21 protein-coding genes and 1 pseudogene are annotated in these 21,101 nt (G+C 52.6%); 5 read left to right on the top strand and 17 right to left on the bottom strand.

All coding sequences use genetic code 11. The annotated features are described in order from the left end of the window. Positions 1–85 precede the first annotated feature (85 nt). Both MKX70_RS03995 and MKX70_RS04000 read right to left on the bottom strand, forming a co-directional pair. Complete coding sequence (locus MKX70_RS03995; protein ID WP_042231919.1) at positions 86–1,414, bottom strand: 6-phospho-beta-glucosidase; 1,329 nt, start codon at positions 1,412–1,414, stop codon at positions 86–88. After that, positions 1,411–2,055 (bottom strand): annotated as a pseudogene (locus MKX70_RS04000) (BadF/BadG/BcrA/BcrD ATPase family protein); the annotation flags it as partial. The pseudogene MKX70_RS04000 and the gene MKX70_RS03995, both read right to left, overlap by 4 nt. Before the next feature lie 93 nt (positions 2,056–2,148). Between MKX70_RS04000 and MKX70_RS04005 the strand changes: the two are divergent. Next, the gene (locus MKX70_RS04005) at positions 2,149–3,033 is read left to right on the top strand and encodes a carbohydrate ABC transporter permease (protein WP_340839578.1); all 885 of its coding nucleotides are present in this window, start codon (positions 2,149–2,151) and stop codon (positions 3,031–3,033) included. A 206-nt stretch (positions 3,034–3,239) separates the two neighbouring features. Next, the gene (locus tag MKX70_RS04010; RefSeq protein WP_052416817.1) at positions 3,240–4,118 is read left to right on the top strand and encodes a carbohydrate ABC transporter permease; all 879 of its coding nucleotides are present in this window, start codon (positions 3,240–3,242) and stop codon (positions 4,116–4,118) included. 127 nt (positions 4,119–4,245) lie between these two features. Here the strand turns inward: MKX70_RS04010 and MKX70_RS04015 are convergent, their stop codons facing one another. The 3 genes from MKX70_RS04015 to MKX70_RS04025 all read right to left on the bottom strand — a co-directional run bounded on the left by MKX70_RS04015 (position 4,246) and on the right by MKX70_RS04025 (position 6,121). Continuing rightward, positions 4,246–4,827 carry a 50S ribosomal protein L25 gene (locus tag MKX70_RS04015; protein WP_042231916.1) on the bottom strand — a complete coding sequence of 194 codons (582 nt, stop codon included), beginning with the start codon at positions 4,825–4,827 and terminating at the stop codon, positions 4,246–4,248. 84 nt (positions 4,828–4,911) lie between these two features. Then, positions 4,912–5,859, bottom strand: coding sequence for a DUF1861 family protein (locus MKX70_RS04020; protein ID WP_042231914.1), 948 nt, complete (start codon positions 5,857–5,859; stop codon positions 4,912–4,914). Then, a complete protein-coding gene (locus MKX70_RS04025) occupies positions 5,825–6,121 on the bottom strand; it encodes a helix-turn-helix domain-containing protein (RefSeq protein ID WP_042231912.1) in 297 nt (98 codons plus the stop codon). The genes MKX70_RS04020 and MKX70_RS04025 overlap by 35 nt, the downstream gene beginning before the upstream one ends. A 199-nt stretch (positions 6,122–6,320) precedes the next feature. Here MKX70_RS04025 and MKX70_RS04030 point away from each other — a divergent pair, with 199 nt between their 5' ends. The 3 genes from MKX70_RS04030 to MKX70_RS04040 are packed head-to-tail and all read left to right on the top strand — an operon-like array spanning position 6,321 to position 9,683. Next, complete coding sequence (locus MKX70_RS04030) at positions 6,321–7,502, top strand: glycosyltransferase family 4 protein (RefSeq protein WP_042231910.1); 1,182 nt, start codon at positions 6,321–6,323, stop codon at positions 7,500–7,502. After that, on the top strand, positions 7,502–8,608 hold the full coding sequence (locus MKX70_RS04035; protein ID WP_042231908.1) for a hypothetical protein: 1,107 nt from the start codon (positions 7,502–7,504) through the stop codon (positions 8,606–8,608). Before MKX70_RS04030 ends, MKX70_RS04035 begins: the two co-directional genes overlap by 1 nt. Beyond that, the gene (locus MKX70_RS04040; protein ID WP_042231906.1) at positions 8,601–9,683 is read left to right on the top strand and encodes a mannose-1-phosphate guanylyltransferase; all 1,083 of its coding nucleotides are present in this window, start codon (positions 8,601–8,603) and stop codon (positions 9,681–9,683) included. Before MKX70_RS04035 ends, MKX70_RS04040 begins: the two co-directional genes overlap by 8 nt. 194 nt (positions 9,684–9,877) lie before the next feature. Here the strand turns inward: MKX70_RS04040 and MKX70_RS04045 are convergent, their stop codons facing one another. The 12 genes from MKX70_RS04045 to MKX70_RS04100 form a co-directional block, all read right to left on the bottom strand. Then, positions 9,878–10,114, bottom strand: a complete 237-nt coding sequence (locus MKX70_RS04045) for a DUF6953 family protein (RefSeq protein WP_042231904.1) — start codon at positions 10,112–10,114, stop codon at positions 9,878–9,880. 134 nt (positions 10,115–10,248) lie between these two features. After that, complete coding sequence (locus MKX70_RS04050) at positions 10,249–11,292, bottom strand: ABC transporter ATP-binding protein (RefSeq protein ID WP_340781246.1); 1,044 nt, start codon at positions 11,290–11,292, stop codon at positions 10,249–10,251. Between the two features lie 20 nt (positions 11,293–11,312). Continuing rightward, entirely contained in the window at positions 11,313–12,113 is an 801-nt protein-coding gene (locus MKX70_RS04055) for an ABC transporter permease (protein WP_340839579.1), read from the bottom strand. Beyond that, entirely contained in the window at positions 12,110–13,033 is a 924-nt protein-coding gene (locus MKX70_RS04060) for an ABC transporter permease (RefSeq protein ID WP_340839580.1), read from the bottom strand. Before MKX70_RS04060 ends, MKX70_RS04055 begins: the two co-directional genes overlap by 4 nt. 89 nt (positions 13,034–13,122) lie before the next feature. Beyond that, positions 13,123–14,229 (bottom strand): ABC transporter substrate-binding protein, encoded by a 1,107-nt coding sequence (locus MKX70_RS04065; protein ID WP_340839581.1) that lies wholly within the window; start codon positions 14,227–14,229, stop codon positions 13,123–13,125. A gap of 264 nt (positions 14,230–14,493) precedes the next feature. Further along, entirely contained in the window at positions 14,494–15,522 is a 1,029-nt protein-coding gene (locus MKX70_RS04070) for an alpha/beta hydrolase family protein (protein WP_340839582.1), read from the bottom strand. A gap of 168 nt (positions 15,523–15,690) precedes the next feature. Next, entirely contained in the window at positions 15,691–16,128 is a 438-nt protein-coding gene (locus MKX70_RS04075; RefSeq protein ID WP_340781250.1) for a MarR family winged helix-turn-helix transcriptional regulator, read from the bottom strand. Between the two features lie 106 nt (positions 16,129–16,234). Then, on the bottom strand, positions 16,235–17,014 hold the full coding sequence (locus MKX70_RS04080; protein ID WP_340781251.1) for an ABC transporter permease: 780 nt from the start codon (positions 17,012–17,014) through the stop codon (positions 16,235–16,237). A gap of 16 nt (positions 17,015–17,030) precedes the next feature. Then, entirely contained in the window at positions 17,031–17,807 is a 777-nt protein-coding gene (locus MKX70_RS04085; RefSeq protein WP_340781252.1) for an ABC transporter ATP-binding protein, read from the bottom strand. A 22-nt stretch (positions 17,808–17,829) separates the two neighbouring features. Continuing rightward, positions 17,830–18,858 carry an ABC transporter substrate-binding protein gene (locus MKX70_RS04090; protein WP_340839583.1) on the bottom strand — a complete coding sequence of 343 codons (1,029 nt, stop codon included), beginning with the start codon at positions 18,856–18,858 and terminating at the stop codon, positions 17,830–17,832. Between the two features lie 49 nt (positions 18,859–18,907). Next, positions 18,908–20,362 carry an aryl-sulfate sulfotransferase gene (locus MKX70_RS04095; RefSeq protein ID WP_042231877.1) on the bottom strand — a complete coding sequence of 485 codons (1,455 nt, stop codon included), beginning with the start codon at positions 20,360–20,362 and terminating at the stop codon, positions 18,908–18,910. A 101-nt stretch (positions 20,363–20,463) separates the two neighbouring features. Beyond that, positions 20,464–21,006 (bottom strand): MarR family winged helix-turn-helix transcriptional regulator, encoded by a 543-nt coding sequence (locus MKX70_RS04100; protein WP_042231874.1) that lies wholly within the window; start codon positions 21,004–21,006, stop codon positions 20,464–20,466. Positions 21,007–21,101: the final 95 nt, after the last annotated feature.

Consider the following 21,101-nt stretch of genomic DNA (forward strand, 5'->3'; position numbering starts at 1 on the left):
GGACACACGGCCGCCTGTACACAAGCATCAGCCCCATTCAGCAGCTACTCGGCGCTGAATGGGGCTGATGCTGTTATTCCCGGGTTCATCTTGCCCGCACCTGGAATTGGGGCAGATAATCGGCATTCTGCTCAAGAATATCGGCCAGAACCTCCTTGGCGATCCGCTCATCTCCTATCAGCGGGTGGATCGTCAGCGCCTGTAGTGCAGAGGCATAATCCCCTTTCACTGCCGCTTCAATCGTCAGCTCTTCATAAGCCTTCACCACCTGCAGCAGACCTCTGATCTGGGGAGGGAGCGGCTTACTCGGGGCAAGCGCATGCGGTCCATCGGATTTGATAACACAGTTGATCTCAATGGAGACATCGCCCGGAAGATCAGGGATAGTCCCCTGATTACGCACATTGACCGTCTGAATGTCGCCGGTATCATTATAGATGGACTTCATCAATTGAACAGCCGCTTCCGAATAGTAGGCACCGCCGCGTTTCTCCAATTGAGCCGGCTTACTGTTCACTTCAGGTTGCTTATAGATCTCGAACAGCTCGGCTTCTACTTCTTTTACCTCATCGGCACGGGTCTTTCCGGTCTCTTGATAATGCCCGGAGATCTCCCGGTACATCTCCTCCTTCATATAATAATAACGGTGGTAGGGGCAAGGAAGTGCTCCCACGGACTGAATGAATTCGGAATCCCACTCCAGATCGGGTATATTGGCCATCGAAGGTCCTTTGGCTCCGGACAGCTTGTTCAGGAAATCCTCCGTCACGTCCTCTCCTTCAATCAGCACCCGGGTCGTCCAGTGGAGATGATTGATTCCGACAATCTCAATAAACATATCCGATTGCGGAACCCCGTAGAGCTCAGCGATCTGCATCTTCGTGCTTATCGGGAGATTGCACAGCCCGACAGATTTGACACGGGAATGCTTCGAGACGGCTTCCGTAATAATACCGGCCGGGTTGGTGAAGTTGATCATGAACGCGCCCGGAGCCAGTTCCTCAATATCCCGGCAAATGTCCAGAATTACCGGAATGGTGCGAAGCGCCTTGGCGAATCCGCCCGCGCCCGTCGTCTCCTGGCCGATTAAATGATGGGCCAGCGGTATCTTCTCATCTCTTGAGCGGGCATCCAGCATGCCCACACGGATCTGCGTAGCGACAAAATCCGCACCGCGAATCGCTTCGCGCCGGTCCAGCGTCGTATGCAGCTTCATTGGTTTGCCGCTTGCATCAATCATACGCTGCGCCAGTTCACCTATGATTCTCAGCTTGTCCGCTCCGGCCTTAATATCAGCCAGATACAGCTCAGCAACCGGGAATTCATCATAATAACGGATCAGTCCCTCTACAAGCTCCGGCGTATAGGAGGAGCCTCCTCCGATTACTGCGATTTTCAAGTGGTTCTTCTTCATTTGTGATTTCCTCCGTCTCTCTTGAAACTCTCTATTATTGCTGTGGTTACGGGCAGGCCAAGCTGGTCCATGGCAAGCATCACCGCACCGAATACAGGCGGCAGCTCCGGGATTACTAGTGTGCTAAGGGGATGCTCCGCCTTCACCTCTTGAAGCAGCGCATCCAGCAGCAACGGGTTTCTGCCGGATTGAAGGATACTCCCCGTAAGGATGACCGGCACCGCTTCCTCTTCAAAGCCGCCCAGTTTGCGGATTACGGCCGATGCAGAAATCCCCAGCTCTCTGCCCATATCTGCAAGCAACTGGCGGGAGAGCCAATCACCCGAGTCTGCCGATTCGTGAACAATCAGCGACAGCTCCAGCGGCGCCGCAGTGATCTCATCATCGAGATACCGGTTCAGCATCTCCCCGAAGCTTGTAAACCCAAGCCTCAGAGGTATCCGCTCGACCAGATCACTGTAGGGTTCCCTGCCTTCCCAGCAGCGCACAGCCCTGCCGAGTGCCTGTGCAGCGAGATAAAAGCCGCCGGCCCGGTCACCGAACAAAGTATCGAATCCGCCTACCTGCACCGTTTGCCCGAGCCGGTTGCGGCCCGCTGCGTTCGTATTGCTTCCACAGACAAGCACCACTCCCGTGTTATCCCGGCTCCCATCCCCTCCGGTTTCTTATGCTTCTATACTATAGACCGCCCTGCGGCGGTCCCCCTTATCTTATCTTGAATTGGAGGTGGTCCCATGTCCGGCCGAAGCAATAAGCTCTCTCCCTACCTGTTCATCTCGCCAGCCCTCCTGCTGTTTGCCTTTGTTGTACTTATTCCGGTCCTCATGACATTCGTATTCAGCTTCTACGATTGGAACGGGATCGGCCATATGAAATTCACCGGCTTTGACAATTACATCCGGGCTTTTCAAGACCGCATCTACATTAATTCCTATGGACACACACTGATTTATATTGTAGCCACGGTCGTTGTTGAAGTCCTTGTCGGACTGGGACTCGCAGGATTAATCACGATGGGCCGCAAGGGCAGCGGAATATTCCGGCTAGCATTCTTCGTGCCCGTCATGCTGCCGATGATTGTCGTCTCCTACTTATGGAAATTCGTCTATAATTCCGACTTCGGCCTTATCAATATCCTGCTGGAGAAGATCGGCCTGGAGAGCTGGACCAGAGTCTGGCTAGGCAACCCCGATACGGCACTTTACTCCATCTGCATCGTATCCGGCTGGGTCTACGCAGGGTTCTATATGACCATCTTTTATTCCGGAATCCAGCGCATTTCCAAAGAAGTCTATGAATCCGCCCATCTGGATGGCGCCGGGGAAGGACAGATATTCTTCAAGATCAAGGTACCGATGATCCGTAATCTGGTAGAGACAGGCATCATGCTATGTGTGCTTACCGGCTTCCAGTCCTTCGACCTGTTCTATGTAATGACTAACGGCGGGCCGTATAATTCGACCGAAATCGTTACGACCTATCTGGTCAAAGTAGTCTTTACCCACATGAGCATCGGCTACGGCTCTGCGCTCGCTGTCATAATGACAATCGTGATTGCGATCATCGGGCTTGTTGCCGGCAGACTGAAGAAGAAAGACTCCGGTGTGCTGGAGTATTAAGCAGAAACGGCTTTGCCGTCCTCTCAAAGGACGGTACCGTTTCAGCGAGAAATAGAAGGATAATTTATAGTGTCCAACATATAAAATTCTTATATTTTAGAATAATCCCACAAAGCGGGGCTTTGGCTTCGGGTGATGACTCAGGTACTTTGTGGGGCCACCGAAACATGTAAACTCTGAAATCATGAGAAAGTGAGGTGTTCTCCTTGACGACCACAGCCCTGGATATCAAGAACGACGCTTACAGCGGAGGGGAGTCGGCAAAACGCAGACCGCTCTCACATATTCTGTATTATCTGTTCATGATCTTCATCTCCTGCTTCTATTTCTATCCGATCCTCTGGCTTATCCTCTCCTCATTCCGTGAGAACCGTAAGATCTTCTCCACCCCGTTCGCGCTGCCGGAACAGGTTAATCTGCAGAACTGGTCCAAAGCGTGGACTGTCGGCAATATGAGCACCTATGCCAGCAACAGCGTAATCGTCACCTCGGCTACCGTAGCAGGCATTCTGCTCTTCGCCAGCCTCGCAGCCTTTGCCTTCAGTAAGCTGCGATTCCGAGGAAGCAGCTTCCTGATGCTAATGTTCGTATTCGGACTGTTCATGCCGCTGCAATCCTTCTTCATTGCCCAGAGCTATATTTTTGAGCAGCTGAATTTGAAGGATTCCTATATGGGGTTAATTCTTCCTTATATAGGAACAGGACTTCCGCTGGCTATCTTTCTGCTCAAGGCGTACTTAGACTCCGTACCAAAAGAACTGCTGGAAGCTGCCCGCATGGACGGCTGTAATGACTGGGTGATGTACAGCAGAATTATCCTTCCGCTGCTTGTTCCAAACATGGCTACCGTGGGGATCTTCTCGGCGCTGAATGCTTGGAATGAGCTGCTGCTGGCCATGCTGTACATCCAGAATGATGCACTGAAGACCATCCCGATCGGCCTGCTGGCCTTCTCCAGCCGATATATGACCGACTATAAGCTGCTTTTCTCCGCACTGGCGATTATTACGCTCCCGATGATTGTCGTATACCTCTTCTTCCACCGCTATATCGTTGCCGGCCTGACGGAGGGAGCACTGAAGTAGCTCCTTCCCGGAAATATGCCTGTTAGAACAACAAATAGCCCCTTCCAGCAGACGTAGCCGGAATCATGACATCATCATGAGTTCCCAATACGTTCTGCCCAAAGGGGCTATATTCGTTATCCTCTATTTAAGCCGGAGTGACTTCCGGTTCTTCAGCTTCTTCATGCACAGTCTTGATCTGAATCATTACTGTACTTGGATCGGTCAGCACTTCAATACCATCCTGGAAAATCAGATCAGACACAAGCAACTGGTCGCCAATGGCAAGGCCGCTGATGTCCACTTCCATGGAAGTCGGCAGATCGCCCGGCATACAGCGGACATCTACTTCATATATTTCCACCTGCAGTACGCCGCCTTCTTTGACCCCAACAGCTTCGCCTGCAAAATGAATCGTAACCTTGCTGTCCATGCTGATGCTCATATTCACATGCTGAAAATCAATATGCAGCACTTTACCGGACATCGACTGCTTCTGGATGTTCTGAACCACCACCGGAACGGTTGTACCATCAGACAATTTCGCTTGCAGGATTGCACGCGGATTGGTTCTCAGCATTTCCAGCAGTTCCTTCTCGCTCACTTCAAGACTTAGAGTATCTTTACCAATTCCGTACAGTACAGCCGGGATGCGGCCTTGCTTTCTTGCTACATTCAGGTTGGACTTTGTATCAGACGTACGATTGTTTAGTTGAATAAATTTACTCATTGCTTGGTTCCCGCTCTCTTCGACCATAAATTCTTGTCATACTAAGTGTACCATGACCATAGAATCTAGTCAAACCAGCGAGAATCAGGCTTCATATTCTGTAAACGGATCGGGAATCTCAATTCTGTAAGCTTCGGCATCGCTGACGCCTACAGATAATACCGCCCGGCCGCCCTCTAAGCGCACCAGCCCCCCGCTGAAAATGACATCCTGGAGTTCGGGGCGTTTACCCGGACCGATGGGGAAATCGCTTCTGGCCGCGATGATTTTGAGTGGAGTAGTTTCGAAGGTATCCGGATTAAGCGAGAAGACCATGGAGTAGTAATGCTTCTTCCCCAGATGGTCGAAGCAGGCGATATGCCCGAGCACACCCACATGTCCATTGCGCAGCAGATGGGCTTCATTGGCTCCGCCCCACTCCTCCCGCACGAACTGATGCTGCAGAATCTCTGCTTCCAGAAAGGTCTGTTCATTCAGCTCTTCCAGTGAATCGATAATGGTGAAGCCGATCTGCCCTCTACCTCCCCGCTCTCCCTGCGGCCTGGTGAGTACGCCGATTCTGCCATCCTGCAGCTCAATCAGCCGTATATCCTTCATCATTGCCGGACCGGAGGAGAAATGGTACATCGAATCAATCCGGTATCCCCGGTAGAACTGTGTGACCCACGAGACTATCTTTTGCGGATTGTCCCCGGCTGTGATTACTTCTACTCCTCCGACAATCAGTTCACCCTTAATCCGGGTTACGCAGGGATCCTGCAGACTATACGTATGAGTATGTGCACGGGGTACCCAAACGCCATCCTCCCGGAATGTAAAAAAGAAGACTTGAGAGAACTCACTATCCCGTTCCTCAACTCTTCCCAAGATGACTTCCTCCCCGTCATGCAGAAAAGGAGCCGTTATATTGTATACATCACGTCCGCCCACACCGGAGAAGACCAGCTTCTCCACGTGCACGGTACGGAGATAGGCATAAAAGGTATCCAGCAGCTCATTACAGGTTGCTATCTTTGCGGTGCTCCTTGTCATTGCCTTCCTCCTCATACTCATTTGCCTTATCTATTGTCCAATCGTTCTCATCTGATTCCATCCGGATCAATTCTCCGGGCTGAATATTGAAGTAAGCGCACAGCTTCAGCAGCAGATCCCGGGGATACTGCACCATCTCATCTTTGTACATCCGCCGGACGGAATCAAAATGGTAATTAATATCTTTTGCAAGCCTGCGGATCGATAATTTGGGGTCATGCTTCTCCATAACCTCACTCAGTTTACTGCGTATGACCGGCATTCCTACACCTCCTACATCACTATATCCGGAGATTTGAGGGGAGTCAATGAATTGACAAGATAAAATGGTCATGTTATAGTTAGAACAGGAAATAAATTGCAGAAACGAAATTTCATACCACTTATCTCCGGAAAATAAAGTCCTCTTTATTTTCTTTTTTTGTTCCCAAATTTCGATAATCAATAGGGAGGCTTTACGCATGAACCATAGCAACCGCAATAAAAATATTGTTTTCCTATCTACCAGCCTGCCGAGAGAATGCGGAATTGCTACCTTCACCCAAGATCTCCTGGATGAGTTCACGAAGCTTCAAGGCTTCAACAAACCGCGTATCATCGCCATGAACAACAACGGAAATTACCATTACACAGACCAGGTCATGCGGGAAATCAACCAACATCAGCTATCTGATTATATAGATGCAACTAGGGAAATCAATCAGTCCGATACCGATCTGCTAGTCATTCAGCATGAATTCGGAATCTACGGCGGGGAAAGCGGCGAATATCTGCTGCAGTTCACGGAGGAGCTTCATAAACCCTATGTGGTCATTTTCCATACTGTATTAACCAAGCCTACACCCAAGCAGCATGAGATCCTTACCCGGCTCGCCGAGGGAAGCGTCAAGGTTGTCACCATGGCCCAGTCTACGGTAGATGATCTCATCTCTGTCTATCATATTAACGCCGCCAAAATTGCTTTTATTCACCACGGTGTGCCTTTCGTTAAGACTTCTACCCGCGCGGAGCTAAAGACCCAGTACAAGTTCGGAGACCGCAAAATACTCTCGACCTTCGGCTTCCTCAGTCCCGGCAAGGGCATTGAATATGCCATTGAGGCTATGAGCGGAGTAGTGAAGCAGCACCCGGACGCGCTCTATATTATCTGGGGCAAGACTCATCCGGTCGTCAAACTGGAGACAGGTGAAGTCTACCGTCAAAAACTGACCGATCTGGTGCATGAATTAGGCCTGGTCAACAATGTGCTGTTCGTCGACAAGCTGCTGACCCAGGAAGAGGTCATCGAGTCACTGGTAATGTCGGATATTTATATGACCCCTTATCTGGGCAAGGATCAGGCAGTCAGCGGCACGCTCGCATACGGCGTCGGCTATGGCAGAGTAATTATCTCCACTCCTTACCGCTATGCTGAAGAGATGCTCGCTGAAGGCCGCGGCCTGCTGGCGAATTTCCGTGACTCAGCTTCTCTGGAAGCCTGTATTCTGGAGCTGCTGGATGATCCGGCCAAGGTCAAGGATATGGAGCAACGTACACAGGCGCTCGGCAGTACCATGATGTGGAGTGAAATCGCGAAAACCTACGCTGCCATCTTCCAGGACAAAATAGCCCTCTCCAAACCGGCTGGCCGGAGTGTGATTTGATGCAGACATCCGCAGCGTTGCAGTTCAAACCGGACTATATGCGCCGGATTACCGACGATACAGGGATTTTCCAGCATACGAAATTCGGGGTTCCCGACCGTGCCAAGGGCTACACCACTGATGACAATGCGCGGGCTCTAATCGCAGCCGTTCTGATGTACAAAAAAAATCAGGACAACGCCTCCCTTGACCTGATCCATACGTATCTCTCTTTCGTCCACCATGCACAGACAGAAGAGGGCAACTTCAGGAACTTCATGGACTATAACCGTTCCTTCCTGGAGGAGCGCGGCTCCGAGGATTGCCAGGGGCGCACACTCTGGGCGCTGGGCTTCGTACTCTCCTATTCCTCCATACTGCCGGACAATCTGCTGAATACCTGCCGTTATTTAATTAACCAGGCGCTGCCGCATATCGGAGGTCTGCGGTCTCCACGGGCTTTAGCCTATGCCGTTATCGGACTCAGCTATTTGCTTAAAACTCCCGGAGCGCTCACCTACTCCTTCCCTTATCCGCATACGCCAAGCACAGATGAAGAACTGGCCTTCCTGCCGGAAGCCTTCATCACAGAACTTATTGAATCTGTTGCCGTCCGGCTGAATGACCAATACAACCTCACCAAGGGCGAAGGCTGGAACTGGTATGAAGACAGTCTTACGTACGGTAATTCCATGCTGCCCTGGGCGCTGCTCAAGGCCTTCAAGATTTCCGGCAATCCGGCGCTGAAATATACAGCAAAAGAAAGCCTGGATTTCCTGATCTCCCGGACCTTCGCGCCGGAAGGCTATTACAAGCCCATAGGCAGCCACGGCTGGCTGCTGCGCGGCGGCACTCCTGCGCTATATGATGAACAGCCGATCGAAGCCTGCGAAATGCTGCTGGCCTGCGAGGAAGCCGCTGTGGTGCTGAAGGACCCTGCTTATCTGCAGCAGGCCGATTTATGCTACGCCTGGTATACAGGGAATAATTCTTTGCAGCTCTCACTGATTGATCCCCAGACCGGGGCTTGCTACGACGGAATTCACAGCTCGGGGCTGAACCTCAATCAGGGATCGGAGAGCATCATCTCCTTCTCGATTGCCCATCTGGTGACTCACCATGGATAAATTCGCAACCATTCTTGCAGGCGGAGGCGGCACCCGCTTCTGGCCGCTGTCCAGACAGGAAATTCCCAAGCAGCTGCTGAACATCAGCGGCAATGATATTATGCTGAACGATACGATCGAACGCTTCAAGGGCATCATCCCGCAGGAGAATACCGTGATCGTAACCAACCGCACCCAGGCGGTCCTGCTGGAGAGCATTATGCACAGCAGTGTGCAGAAGAGCAATATTCTGATCGAGCCTGTGGCCCGGAATACTTCGGCAAGCATCCTGTTCGCCGCCTTCTCCATCCAGCAGATAAGCGAAGGGGATTCCTTAATGGTGGTCCTGCCTTCCGATCATTATATTACCGATGAGCCGCAGTTCCGGCTTACGCTGGACGAAGCCTGCACCGTCGCGATGGAGAGTGATGCCATTGTCACGATCGGGATCAAACCGACCTTTCCTTCCACCGGCTACGGCTATATCGCTTATGACAAAGAGCCGATCGCAGTCAAACCGGTTGCCGTATACGATGTAGCTGAATTCGTGGAGAAGCCGGATTTCAAAAAGGCACAGGGATATCTGGCCTCAGGCAATTATCTCTGGAACAGCGGGATTTTCATCTGGAAGACCTCGGTCATTATCGATAACTTCAAGCGGTATCTGCCGCGGCTATATAATACTATGCTGCCGATCAGTGAAGCGCTTGGTACGGATCAGGAGCAGGAGACCATTAACCGGATCTACCCGCTGCTGCAGAATATCTCGATTGACTATGGCATTCTGGAGCGTTCCGACGAGGTAGTGGTCCTGTCCGGCCAGTTCGGCTGGAATGACATCGGCAGCTGGGATGCACTCGGTGCAATCTTCCCGCCTGATGATGAAGGCAACATTATCAAGGCCAATCATGTCGGCATCGATACCCGCAACTCTATTATCTATGGCAACGGGCGGCTGATTACCACCATCGGCGTAGACGGCTTCATCATCGCTGACACCGGGGATGCAGTCATGATCTGTCCCAAGGATAAAGCCCAGTCGGTCAAAGACATTGTCGATCTGCTCAAGGAGAAAGGCATGCTGGAATATGTATAGGCTATGACGATTATGTAATAACAAAGGGAGCACTGCTATTACAGCAATGCTCCCTTTGTTAAAATATAAGAATTTATCTGTTTCACATGATAATTTATCCTTCTATTTCTCGCTGAAACGAATGCCGTCCTATTCAAGGACGGCGTAGCCGTTTCTGCTTGTGTTCTTATGGTTCTCCTATGCTGAGTCAGCCCTTAGGTCCAAGCCCAGAGGAACCCGTCACGGTCCCAGGCAATTCTGCCGCCGTGCAGCTTGCGGAAAGCCTTCTTCACCTCTTTGGATAGCGATGCATTTCCATTCTCATTCACGAAGACAAACTCTTCGCCGAAATTCGCCTTCACATATTCAATCGCTGCGGTCTGGTGCAGGGTTCCTGTAAATTTGATTTCCTTAACCATCCATTCCGCCACTTCCTGTGCGGTTACTTCCATGGGGTAGTGCTCCTTCCTGCTTATCTTGCTCATAGATACCCCATTATAGCATGAAACCATAACCCGCAGCGGAGAGCTCATCCAGCCTATCCTGAATAGAACCAGCCACACCTTTTGCAGCTGTACCCGCCTGTCTATGCCCCTTCCTGCTCCAGATGCAGCAGCTGGGAGGGATCGAGAAGGACGGTAACACGTTCTCCTTCACGAACCCGCAGTAAGCGGCCGTCATTCAGCAGATCTACGGTCAGATGAACACCTTCGGCCGCGACAATAGCGCGGATGATATTGCCTAGAACCGATACGGCCAGCACCTCACCGCTCACATCAATCATGTCGTCCGCATCATCCTGTATCGGCTCACCTTCTGCCAGTAGGGTAACGGATTCCGGGCGGATGGCAAAACGGTCGGCACGGCTGTCAATGCTGCGGAAAAGCGCCAGTGCCTCTGCCCGGTTGAATACGTTATAGCTGCCCATGAAACGGGCGGCGAACTCCGTCCGCGGCGCTGTGTACAGCTGCTCCGGGGAGCCTTCCTGGACAATACGGCCCTGGTTCATGATACAGATCCGGTCCGAGAGGATCAGTGCTTCTTCCTGATCATGGGTGACGAACAGCGTTGTCATCCCCAGCCGCCGCTGGATATCGCGGATTTCCGCACGCAGATTCTTGCGGATCTTGGCGTCGAGCGCGCTGAGCGGTTCGTCCAGCAGCAGCAGCTTCGGCTGAACGGCAAGCGAGCGGGCCAGGGCGACCCGCTGCTGCTGTCCGCCGGACAGCGACTGCGGATAGACATCACGCTTGTCTTCCAGATCAACCATTGCCAGCAGTTCGCTGCTCCGCAAGCGCCGCGCTGCCGGAGGCGCCCCTTGCATACGCATTCCGTATTCCACATTCTGGCTGACGGTCAGGTTGGGGAATAGCGCATAGGACTGGAACACCATGCCCACATCCCTGCTGCGCGGCGGCAGCTTCGTCAGTTCCTTGCCTGCAAGCCTAATGCTGCCGCTGTCCAGACCGGTAAGCCCGGCGATACAGCGCAGGAGCGTGCTTTTGCCGCAGCCGGACGGCCCCAGTAGAGTGATTAGTTCCCCTTCGGCGATGCTTAAGTCCACTCCATCCAGCACCGGCGCACTGCCGAACAATTTGCGGATACCCTGCAGCTTCAGATAATCATCCATACCCTTATCCTCCCTATTCCTTACTTCGACTGTCTGCTAATCTTCTGTCCCAGCTTCATCAGTACCGCCGACAGCAGTAGAATAAACACAAAATAAGAGATCGCAATTGCGCTGGCCAAATGTCCACTTTCCCCTACACGCTGGAACAAGTAGACTTGAATCGTCTGGATGTGACCCCCAACCAGCATATTGGTCAGCACGAACTCCCCGAAGAGCACGGAGAAAGACAGCAGCGCAGAGACCATAACACCCGGCCAGATATTCGGCAGAATCACATTAACAAAAGCCGTCCGTCTTCTTGCTCCAAGCAGCTCAGCCGCATTCAGCAGCTCCACTGCAGATACGCTCAGCAGACTGTTGCGGATGCCCTGATACATATAAGGAAGAGTGACCACAAAGTAAGCCCCTACCAGCAAATAGGCAGTGCCAGAGATATCAAAGGGGCCAGAGGAATAGGTCCGGATCAATCCAACGGCAGCCACTACTCCCGGCACAGCGTATGGCAGAACCACAATGAACTTCATGAAGCTCTCCAAGCGCGGATAATAAACCGTAATCACAAACACGGCCGGCAGCATCACCGCGAGACTAAGCAGAACGCTGAGGAGGCACAGATAGAGCGATGTCCAGAGCGCCTCAAGGAAGCGGATATCCTGAAACATGCCACTGAACCAGCTTAGTGTCCAGCTTTCGGGAAGCAACGTATTCTGCCAGTCTTGGGCAAAAGCATACAGCCCTGTCGCCACCAGCGGCAGCAGCAGGTAGATCATGAGCAGGAGCATGAAGGTGCGCGGGGCAAAGCCCGCTTTGCGTGTATTCATCTTCCTGCCTCCTCCCGGACTGCGGACCAGCGCCGCTTGAATATCCCGCTGCGGTGCTCCTGCCTGGCAGGACTTCTGCCGCTGTACCCTTCCATCTGCCGCACCATCCGCTGATTCAGGAATACCGCCAGCAGTGTGCTTAATGCCAGCAGAACCGCGAGCGTGCTGCCCATCTGCGGCTGGGTCACCACATCTCCGGCAACCAGGGAGCCGATACGGACAGCCAGCAGATTATAGTTGCCGCCAACCAGCGCATAGGCGGTAGCATACGCACCCATCGCATTGGCAAAGAGAATGCCGAGCGTACCGAAGATCGCCGGGGAGAGCACTGGCAGGCCGACCGTCTTCCAGAACTGCCAAGGACCTGCACCCAGCAGAGCCGCCGCTTCCCTCCACTGCTCCCTGATACCATAGAACGCCGGATACAGCAGTAATAAGGCCAGGGGAATCTGGAAATAGACGTAGACCAGGATCAGACCGGACCAGCTGTACAGATTGAATCCGTCAAACACATTCCAGCCCCACTGCTTGAACAGCAGCGTGAACACACCATTATTGCCAAGCAGAATAATGTAGGCAAAAGCCAGCGGAACCCCGGCAAAGTTCGAGGTCATATTGGACAGCATCAGCAGCCGGTCACGTACCGCCGGAGCAAAGCGTGTAATACAGTACGCACATACAAGCCCTACCCCGAGCCCAATCAGGCTGGAGAGAACTGAGATCAGCAGGCTGTTCTTGATCGCCTGCATATAATAGGCACTGCTCAGCGCATGCTGATAATTGCCCAGCGTGAAGCCCGCTACATCCGCTCTGCGGAAGCTGCCCGTCAGCATAGACAAGACCGGCACCACCTGAAAAGCCAACACCATCAGCACAAAGGGAACCAGAGCCAGAATTACGCTGCGTTGTCTGTGTTTCATTCCGTATGCTCCTCTCGCTTAGAATAGCAAGCGGGCGCCTTAGCTAAGGCGCCCTTCATCTCTTGTCTATAGTCTGTCCGACAGGAGGATTAGTTCAAATGTACAAGCACACGTTCCTGCCACAGCTGCGGAATGGCCTTGGCAGTTTCTTCCCAAACCTTATAATCCCCGACCGGCTTCACGTTGGCATACTCGTCCTGTGGCAGCAGCTTAGCGGCCACATCCACCGGAAGCTTCACGCTGTCACGGATCGGACGGGCATAGCCTTTAGCCAGATTAATCTGGCCTTCATCGCTGAGAATGTACTCACGTGTAAGCTTGGCAGCATTCGGATGCGGTGCCCATTTGTTAATTATGGTCGCATAGCCGCTCACGACACTGCCTTCCTTCGGGATCGCCACATCGAATCCGTCTTTGTTGATCTGGTCCTTGTAGTTCAGCGCGTTGAAATCCCATAGCAGCGTGACTTCCACTTCGCCCTTCTCGATATTCGCAAGGGATGCCTCGGCGTTTGAGAGACGGCCCTTCTTCGCCAGATCCTCGAAGAAGGCAATGCCGGGCTCAATATTGGACTCATCACCGCCAAAGGCGATGGCAGCAGCAAGCACCGCCATTTGCGCCTGGGCTGCCTTGGTTACATCGCCCACGATGATTTTATAGCTGCCGTTCTTCAGGTCCTCCCAGCTCTTGGGCGGATCTGCAACCAGCTTCGTATTGGTCAGGAAGGCAATACTGCCCTGATAGCCAACGACCCAATTGCCGTCCTTGTCCTTGGCCCAATCGGGGATCTCGTCCCAGTGGGAGGTTTTATAAGGCTGGACTACGCCTTTCTCAACTGCAACCGGGCCAAAGGCGATGCCGACATCGCCGATATCGGCTGTCGGTTTATCTTTCTCTGCTTCGAACTTGGCAATTTCCTCTGCACTCGACATATCTGTATCGGTATGGGTAATTTCATACTTGCCCGTAATATCATTCCAGGTATCCTTCCAGTTCGCCCAGGAGTCCGGCATGCCCACACTGACTACAGCGGCTTCCTTGGTAGCCTCAGCTTCGATTTCGCTTAAGCTCAGCTCTTTGACGCCGCCGTTTCCTTCATCGGCCTCAGCTTCTGAATTGGCACAAGCGGCAAGCAGCAGGACGAGCAAGGACAACATCAGACACATGGACATTAGCCGTACGAATCTCTTTTTCATGATTTCCCTATCACTCCTATTTCTGATTTACGGGCTCTATGATCCAAGCTATACGCTGCCCAACTGAAGTATAGGATTCCATTATTACCCTGGAATCAAGCGGAATAGAAGGATTTGTAAAATACCCCCGCAAAGTGGGGCTTTGGCTTCGATGATTACTCAGGTACTTTGCTGGGACCCCAAAAGCATATAAATTGTAAAAAACAGCTGCCCGGATTCCGGACAGCTGTCTTCAATAATTCTGTATAAGCGGTTAAGGCAAGGCTACTTACGCAGATGCATCTCGAACCAATCCAGGATTTCCGGGAAAACCTCATCCAGATAATTCATCGTACAGTGCTCCGCATCCTCATTATATTTCAGCGTAGCATCCCCTTTGGCCCAATTCATCATTTTATCTGCATGAGTCTTGGGCTCAGGCATCACCTCATCACGGCCTGCATGAAAAAAAAGCAGGGGCGAGCGCAGGACCGGAGCGTCTTCAATGTCATAATTGAACTGCGGGAGCGCCTCCTCCAGCGTTGCACAGCCCGTCATATACGTAACCCCCCGCTGCCAGATGGGATTCAATTGCTTCAGCCCCTGAATCCCGCCGATATAGACCAGACCGCTGTTGCCGGCCGTACATTTCACCCGGGGATCGCGGGCTGCGGCCTCAGGCGCCAAATATCCGCCCAGGCTGAAGCCGACGAGACCAATTCTTCCGAGATCGATCCCGCTTGCCGGCTGCTGTTCAAACCAGTCTATTACCGCCGATACAGCAGTATGGTAATTCCGGGCATCGAATTTCAGCGAGCTCCACATCTCCCCTTGGCCCGGTCCGTCAAACGTAAAGAAATTAAAGCCCTGCCGGTTAAACACTGAGCCAAAATGATGCCCCTCCGCCTCCTTAATGTTATCCATGCCGTTCACGAAAATAATCAGGGGTCTGCCTTCTGTATCTGCTCTTCGCAAATAGCCCGGAATAGAGACTCCGCGATACGGGATATCCACCCGCACAGGCTTCTCAGCTTCGTTATATAAACATATCGCCTGGGCATAGCTTTCCCTCGCCTTTGCCTGGGTGGATTCTTTCTGCCGGCTGTCGATAAAAAAGATATGCTGACCCGCATGGTAGCAGGCCACCGCTTCATGGAACAAGGCTCTGGCTATACCCCGGCTGCCTTCCGTGAGTGCCTTTTCCGCTTTGCGGAACAGCTCATCGCCCTCAGCCGTCCAGACCTCGCACCACTCGCGCCAATCGCTGATTCTCCCCACCACTCTCCGGAGTCTCCCATAATCTGTACCGAACATGAGAAACCTGCTATACCAGCGCTGATACACTCTCTTCTCATTAAAAATAAACCGGAATGCAAATCTTTCCTTCACCGTTAATTCCACCATAATCGCTCATTCCTTTCGTGGACTCAGAATTAGTAGTTATATATATAATAGCTATAACAACTATGTGAACAAAAAAATTTATTGTGCGTTCCGGCAAATTGTCTCCAGGGTATGGATGAATTGCGCCAACTCCGCGTCCGGGATGTCTTGCTTAAATTGTTTATTCAACTGCCTCACATGGGGAATAAGATCAGCGAATATCTGTTTTCCCGCTGCAGTCAGATAAATCTGATAGCTTCTGCGGTCCTTGCCATGCGCTTCGCGGGCCACATATCCCTTCTTCGTGAGCACATCCAGAATACGGGTAACATTCGTCTTGTCCTTGAAGGTTCTGGCAGCAATCTCGCTCTGATTGATTCCTGGCTCCGCATACAGCACATTCAGCACCGTCCATTGTTCAAAGGTCAGATCGTAGCCCTTCTCCATAAAAATAGCCAGCATCCTGCGCTTGATGAGTACCTCGCCTTTGATAATCTGGAATCCAATCAGCTCTGTATAATCAAATCCGTTGTCCATAACCGCACCCGCCCCAACAAGTTGTTACAGCTACTATAGCTGTAACAACTTGTATCCGTCAAGGACTTATACCTCCAGACTGTAAGAACCTTCTCCCTTCACCGTATTATCTTCTCCGCGCAGCCATACTGACCACACCATAGCGGTAGAGCACCTTCCGGCCGAACCAGCCAAACAACCGGTCCGTCGCAAAGCCCATGAACCCCAGGCAGATCAGTCCGACAAAGATCCAGTCCGTCCGGAAGAACAGCCGCGAATTCCATATAAGATAACCGATGCCTTCGTTCGAAGCGATCATTTCTGCGCCGATGATCGCCATGTAGGAGGTCCCCATCGCAAGGCGCACACCGGTGAAGATATACGGGATCGTAGCTGGTACAATCACATACAGCAGAATCTGCCATTCACTCGCACCCATGCTGCGGGCCGAGCGGATCTTGTCCTCCTCCACCGACATTACGCCTGTTAAAGTGTTCAGTACGACGATGAAGAAGGTGGCGTACATAATCAGCGCAATCTTCGACTGCTCCCCGATCCCGAACCAGACCAGAAAAAGTGTGATGAAGGCAATCGGCGGAATAAACCGGATGAAATTCAAGAACGGCTCGGCAAAAATGCGGATGACGTTCACTTTCCCGATGATCAGCCCCGCCGGAATAGCCAGCAGGCTGCCGAGTACCCAGCCGACAAGCACGCGGTAAAAGCTGATACCGACATACTGCATCAAGGTGCCGTCTTGGACCAGTTCCCGCCCTCCCTTAAGCGTAGCCCAGGGCCCCGGAATGACATCCGGACCATACACCCATGCGCCCAGCTGCCAGATGCAGAGTGCGGCAATCCATAGCAGGGAGACCGAGACCCATTTTTTCTCCACCCATTTCAACATGTACTGCCCCCCGATTCTATTCTTCAAAATGGCTCTGAATTTGGTTATACAGCGAGTAGAACTCCGGCGAGGCCACATCCCGCGGAAACGGCAGCGCATTGTCGTATATATCGGTGATATTGGAGGAAGGCCCCACGGACATGATGCCGATGCGCTCACCCAGCAGCAGTGCTTCCTGAATATCGTGCGTTACGAAAATAACGGTCTTATGCGTCTCACGCCATATTTGCACCAGCTCCTTCTGCATCGTCCGCCGGGTCATGGCATCCAGCGCGCCAAAGGGCTCATCCATCAGCAGGATCGCCGGATCATTCGCCAGTACCCGGGCCAGCTGTACCCGCTGCTTCATCCCTCCCGATAATTCCTTCGGAAATTTATCCTCATGCCCGTTCAGCCCGACTAGCGTGATATACCGGTCTGATATGACCCGGCGCTCTGCCTTGGCCGTCTTCTTCATCCGCAGTCCAAAATCTACATTCTCCCGCACCGTGAGCCAGGGGAACAGGGAAGAGTCTGCCTGCTGAAATACAACCGCCCGGTCCCGGCCCGGCTTATCCACCTCGACGTTGTCCACCCGCAGATTGCCGCCAGATTTAGAGACAAAGCCAGCGATCATGTTCAGCAGCGTTGATTTGCCGCAGCCGCTCGGACCGAGCAGCACGAAGAACTCGCCGCCTTTAATAACCAGGTTCACATCCTTGATAATATAATGAACGTCCCCGGCCGCAGGCTCGCTGTAGCTCTTACGCAGGTGCTCGATATGAATGGCATGCTGTTTGGCAGATAAAGACATGGGGCACCTCCTGAAAGTTAGGTTATTTCGTGTAAGTCACTTTATCCGGCAGCGCCTGCTTTAGCGGCTCCAGACTGAGCTTGCTGTCCAGATCGAAATCCTGTTCAATGATTCCTGTATCGATCATATATTTCTTCTGTCCGGCGAGGCTGTCATACGCAGCCTGGGTGAAGCCAACCCTCCAAGGATTCGTCGGCAAGTCCTTCAGCGTCGCTTCCTTCGGCTGCTTCAATTCCTTGAACATCAGATCGGCTACTTCCTCCGGATGCTCCTGGGCATAAGCCGATGCCTCGTCCACCGCTGCCAGGAATTCTCCAATCCCCTCAGGATTGGCCTGCACAAAGTCATTCCCGGCGACAATCCCCATCCCCAGGCGCACCGGAGTCTTAGACATATCCGTCAGCTCATGCACGCCCTCAAGCGCAGCCAGCTTATCCGTCAACGCCGAACCGCTGAACCAGGCAGCATCCACATCGCCCTGCTTAAGGGCAATGAAGGCTTCGTCGAACGCACCCTGTCCTGTCAGCTTCACATCGCTTAGCGCAATGCTCTGCTCCTTCAGGTATTCATCCCACAGATACGGCAGAAACGTACCGCGCATGAAGCTTAGGTTCTTGCCTTTCAGATCCGTAGCAGACTTGATCTCGTCCCTTACGTACAGCTTCCATACCGCCGCTGCCTGATCCGTAGCCTGGCCGGCGGAAGCAATGATCGAATACTCGCCTTTGGAGACGGCATTGAGCACCGGGAAATCGGCACCGAAGGCCACGTCTACCTGCTTGATGAATAGCGCATTCACTCCCTCAGCCGGAGTGCCGAAGTTGATGATTTCTGCGTCGATGCCATGGTTGGCGAAGATGCCTTTATCGACTGCTACCCGGAAGGTAGGATTCGTGTTGATATCGGCAATTTTAATCTTCAGGGTCTTCTGCTTACCGCTGTCCGTTCCAGTGGAAGCCGCCGCGTCTCCCTTGGAGCTGCAGCCGGACAGAACCAGTACGAGAGATAAGGATAAGAGCAGGAAGGCTGAGCCGTACCATGATTTTTTCAAAATTACGCACCTCTTCGTCTATGAATTTCTATAGCTATCTAGCCATCATCTAACTGGTTCTCCGAACGCTGCTCTCTTCCGCAGTAGCCACACAAGCGGCCCCCTCTGTAAACGGAAGCGTTGTTGCTACACTTACTACTGAATCCGATCCCTTCGGCGCGGCTCCAGGCACTCTGAAGCTGGATACATCGATTGGCCCGATGGCATTCTCCTGCGGCTTCGCCAGTTGCGGCACCCAGGCATAGGGTACACGGTAGGAACGGTAGACCATATTCGTATTCCTGCGGTCAGTGTACGGGGAGATATACTCCCAGACCAGCTCATGCTTAGCGGTCACCTCGAACAAACGTCCATTTGAACCCTCGGTAATCAGCGTGTTGCCGTTCGGGAGCCGCTGCGCCGAGCTGATATACGGACTGTAGAATTTATAGGAATCGGTCGGAACGGAGAAGCCGGCCTCCGCCGAGGTATATTGCCACTCGATATCCAGTGTTACCGGATTGATCTCCAGCACCCGGGAATGGTCACGCAGCGCATTCTTCTGTCCAAAAGGCGAAGAGGGATTCGGCAGACCGTATCCGCCCCAGCCGCCGTTATCGAATACGAGCAGATTGCCTTCGCCCGGCAGACCCTTCGGTATGATGTGGGCGTGATGCTGGCCAATAATCCAGCCAATATGCTTCACATCAGGCAGCGAATAATCCGGCCCCAGCCGCCAGACGATGGCTCCGCTGCTCTTGTCAGTGATGGCGATAATATTCGCCTCGCGGGCATCCCAGATAATGTTGTCCGGGTGGAAACGCTCGTCTCCGTTATCATAGAATTTGTTCGGCCCTACGTAAGAAGCGGAGTTGATATGCAGCCAATCGCCTACGCCGCCGCCCAGGTCTCCGAAGGAGCGGGTGTTGGGATCTCTGAATAGAACATTGCGCGCCGCCTGATCAAATCCCAGCTCAGCGAAATGGTCACTGGCCGCCCACTCCCAGATCACATTACCCTCCCAGTCCACTTCAATAATCGTGTCATCCAGCAGCTGTTTGTCAGAAATCTCAGCGTTATGCAGGTTCTTATGGGCTAAAATTAACGTTGTTCCACTGTTAGCTGAAGGATTAAGCCCGGGAGCATAGTATCCGACCGGATTACCCTCCCGCTGATAATCGTGATGCTGGCGGGCGTACCACAGCGGCTCATAACCCGGGTCCTCGATATGCTCGTAGCCGTTATATCTCCAGACCACATTGCCGTCCCAATCGACCTGAACCAGATCCACATTATCCTGAATGCCGAATTTGGGATCTCTTCTGCCCGTGCTGCCCAGTACGTAGCCGCCGGGAAGAATTTTGGCAGGGAACCCGATCAGCCCTTGCCACAAATGTACTTCCTTGCCGCTCATATCGATCAGCACGACACCTTCGTCGCCTGCCTGAAATACGGTATAGCCGCTCCATGCCTTAGCGGGCTTGTATACCGTCGCCCCTGTCGGATAAATTGTTGAATGTCCCATGATCATCTCTCCTTAAAGTTTTGTAGCATTGACTTCGTTGACTTCCTTCGCAAAACTCACTTCGGAAGCACACACTTAAGTTTTGTAGCATTGACTTCGTTTCAATAGCTGAGATATTTCTTGTTCGCGCCTGTGCGCGGCTTCTGTCCAGGGTCTTTGGGAACGGGGATTTCAGCATTGTGCTGCGCCAGCTTCAACAGGGTATCCGAGAATCCTTCCAGATTGCCGATGATCCGTTCATAGAAGCGGCTCTGCTGCTCAAGCTCCTTATCCGTAAAGCCCTCGAACAGAAGCGTAATACATCGGGCACCGATGCTGCCGTTGCGCTCCACCATCTCCCGGCCCTTGGCTGTAATATCAAGCAGCACTGTTCTGCGGTCATCCTCCTTCCGCCTGCGCAACGTATATCCGCCAGCCTCCAGTTTGTCGCTCAGCGCGGTTATGGCGCCCGAAGTGAAATCGAGCTGCTCCGCCAGATCGCCGAGCCGCTGCTCACCGCCAGCGATAATCTTTTGCAGAATCAGCATGCCCGGCAAGGCAATCCCCTCCACGCTTACCCGGTCTCGTTCCTTGACGAATCTGCGTACCATTTTACGGAACAGGTAGTCTGCCTCCTCCAGCCGCTCCCACTGTGTATCATCCATGCTATCTCTCCTCTGCTACACATCCATAGACCCACCAGAATCTAAAAAAGACCCCCGGAATATACCCATAAGGGAATATTTGCGGGAGCCTTTGG

The organism is Paenibacillus sp. FSL R7-0312 (assembly GCF_038004445.1).
Taxonomy (GTDB): domain Bacteria; phylum Bacillota; class Bacilli; order Paenibacillales; family Paenibacillaceae; genus Paenibacillus_AQ.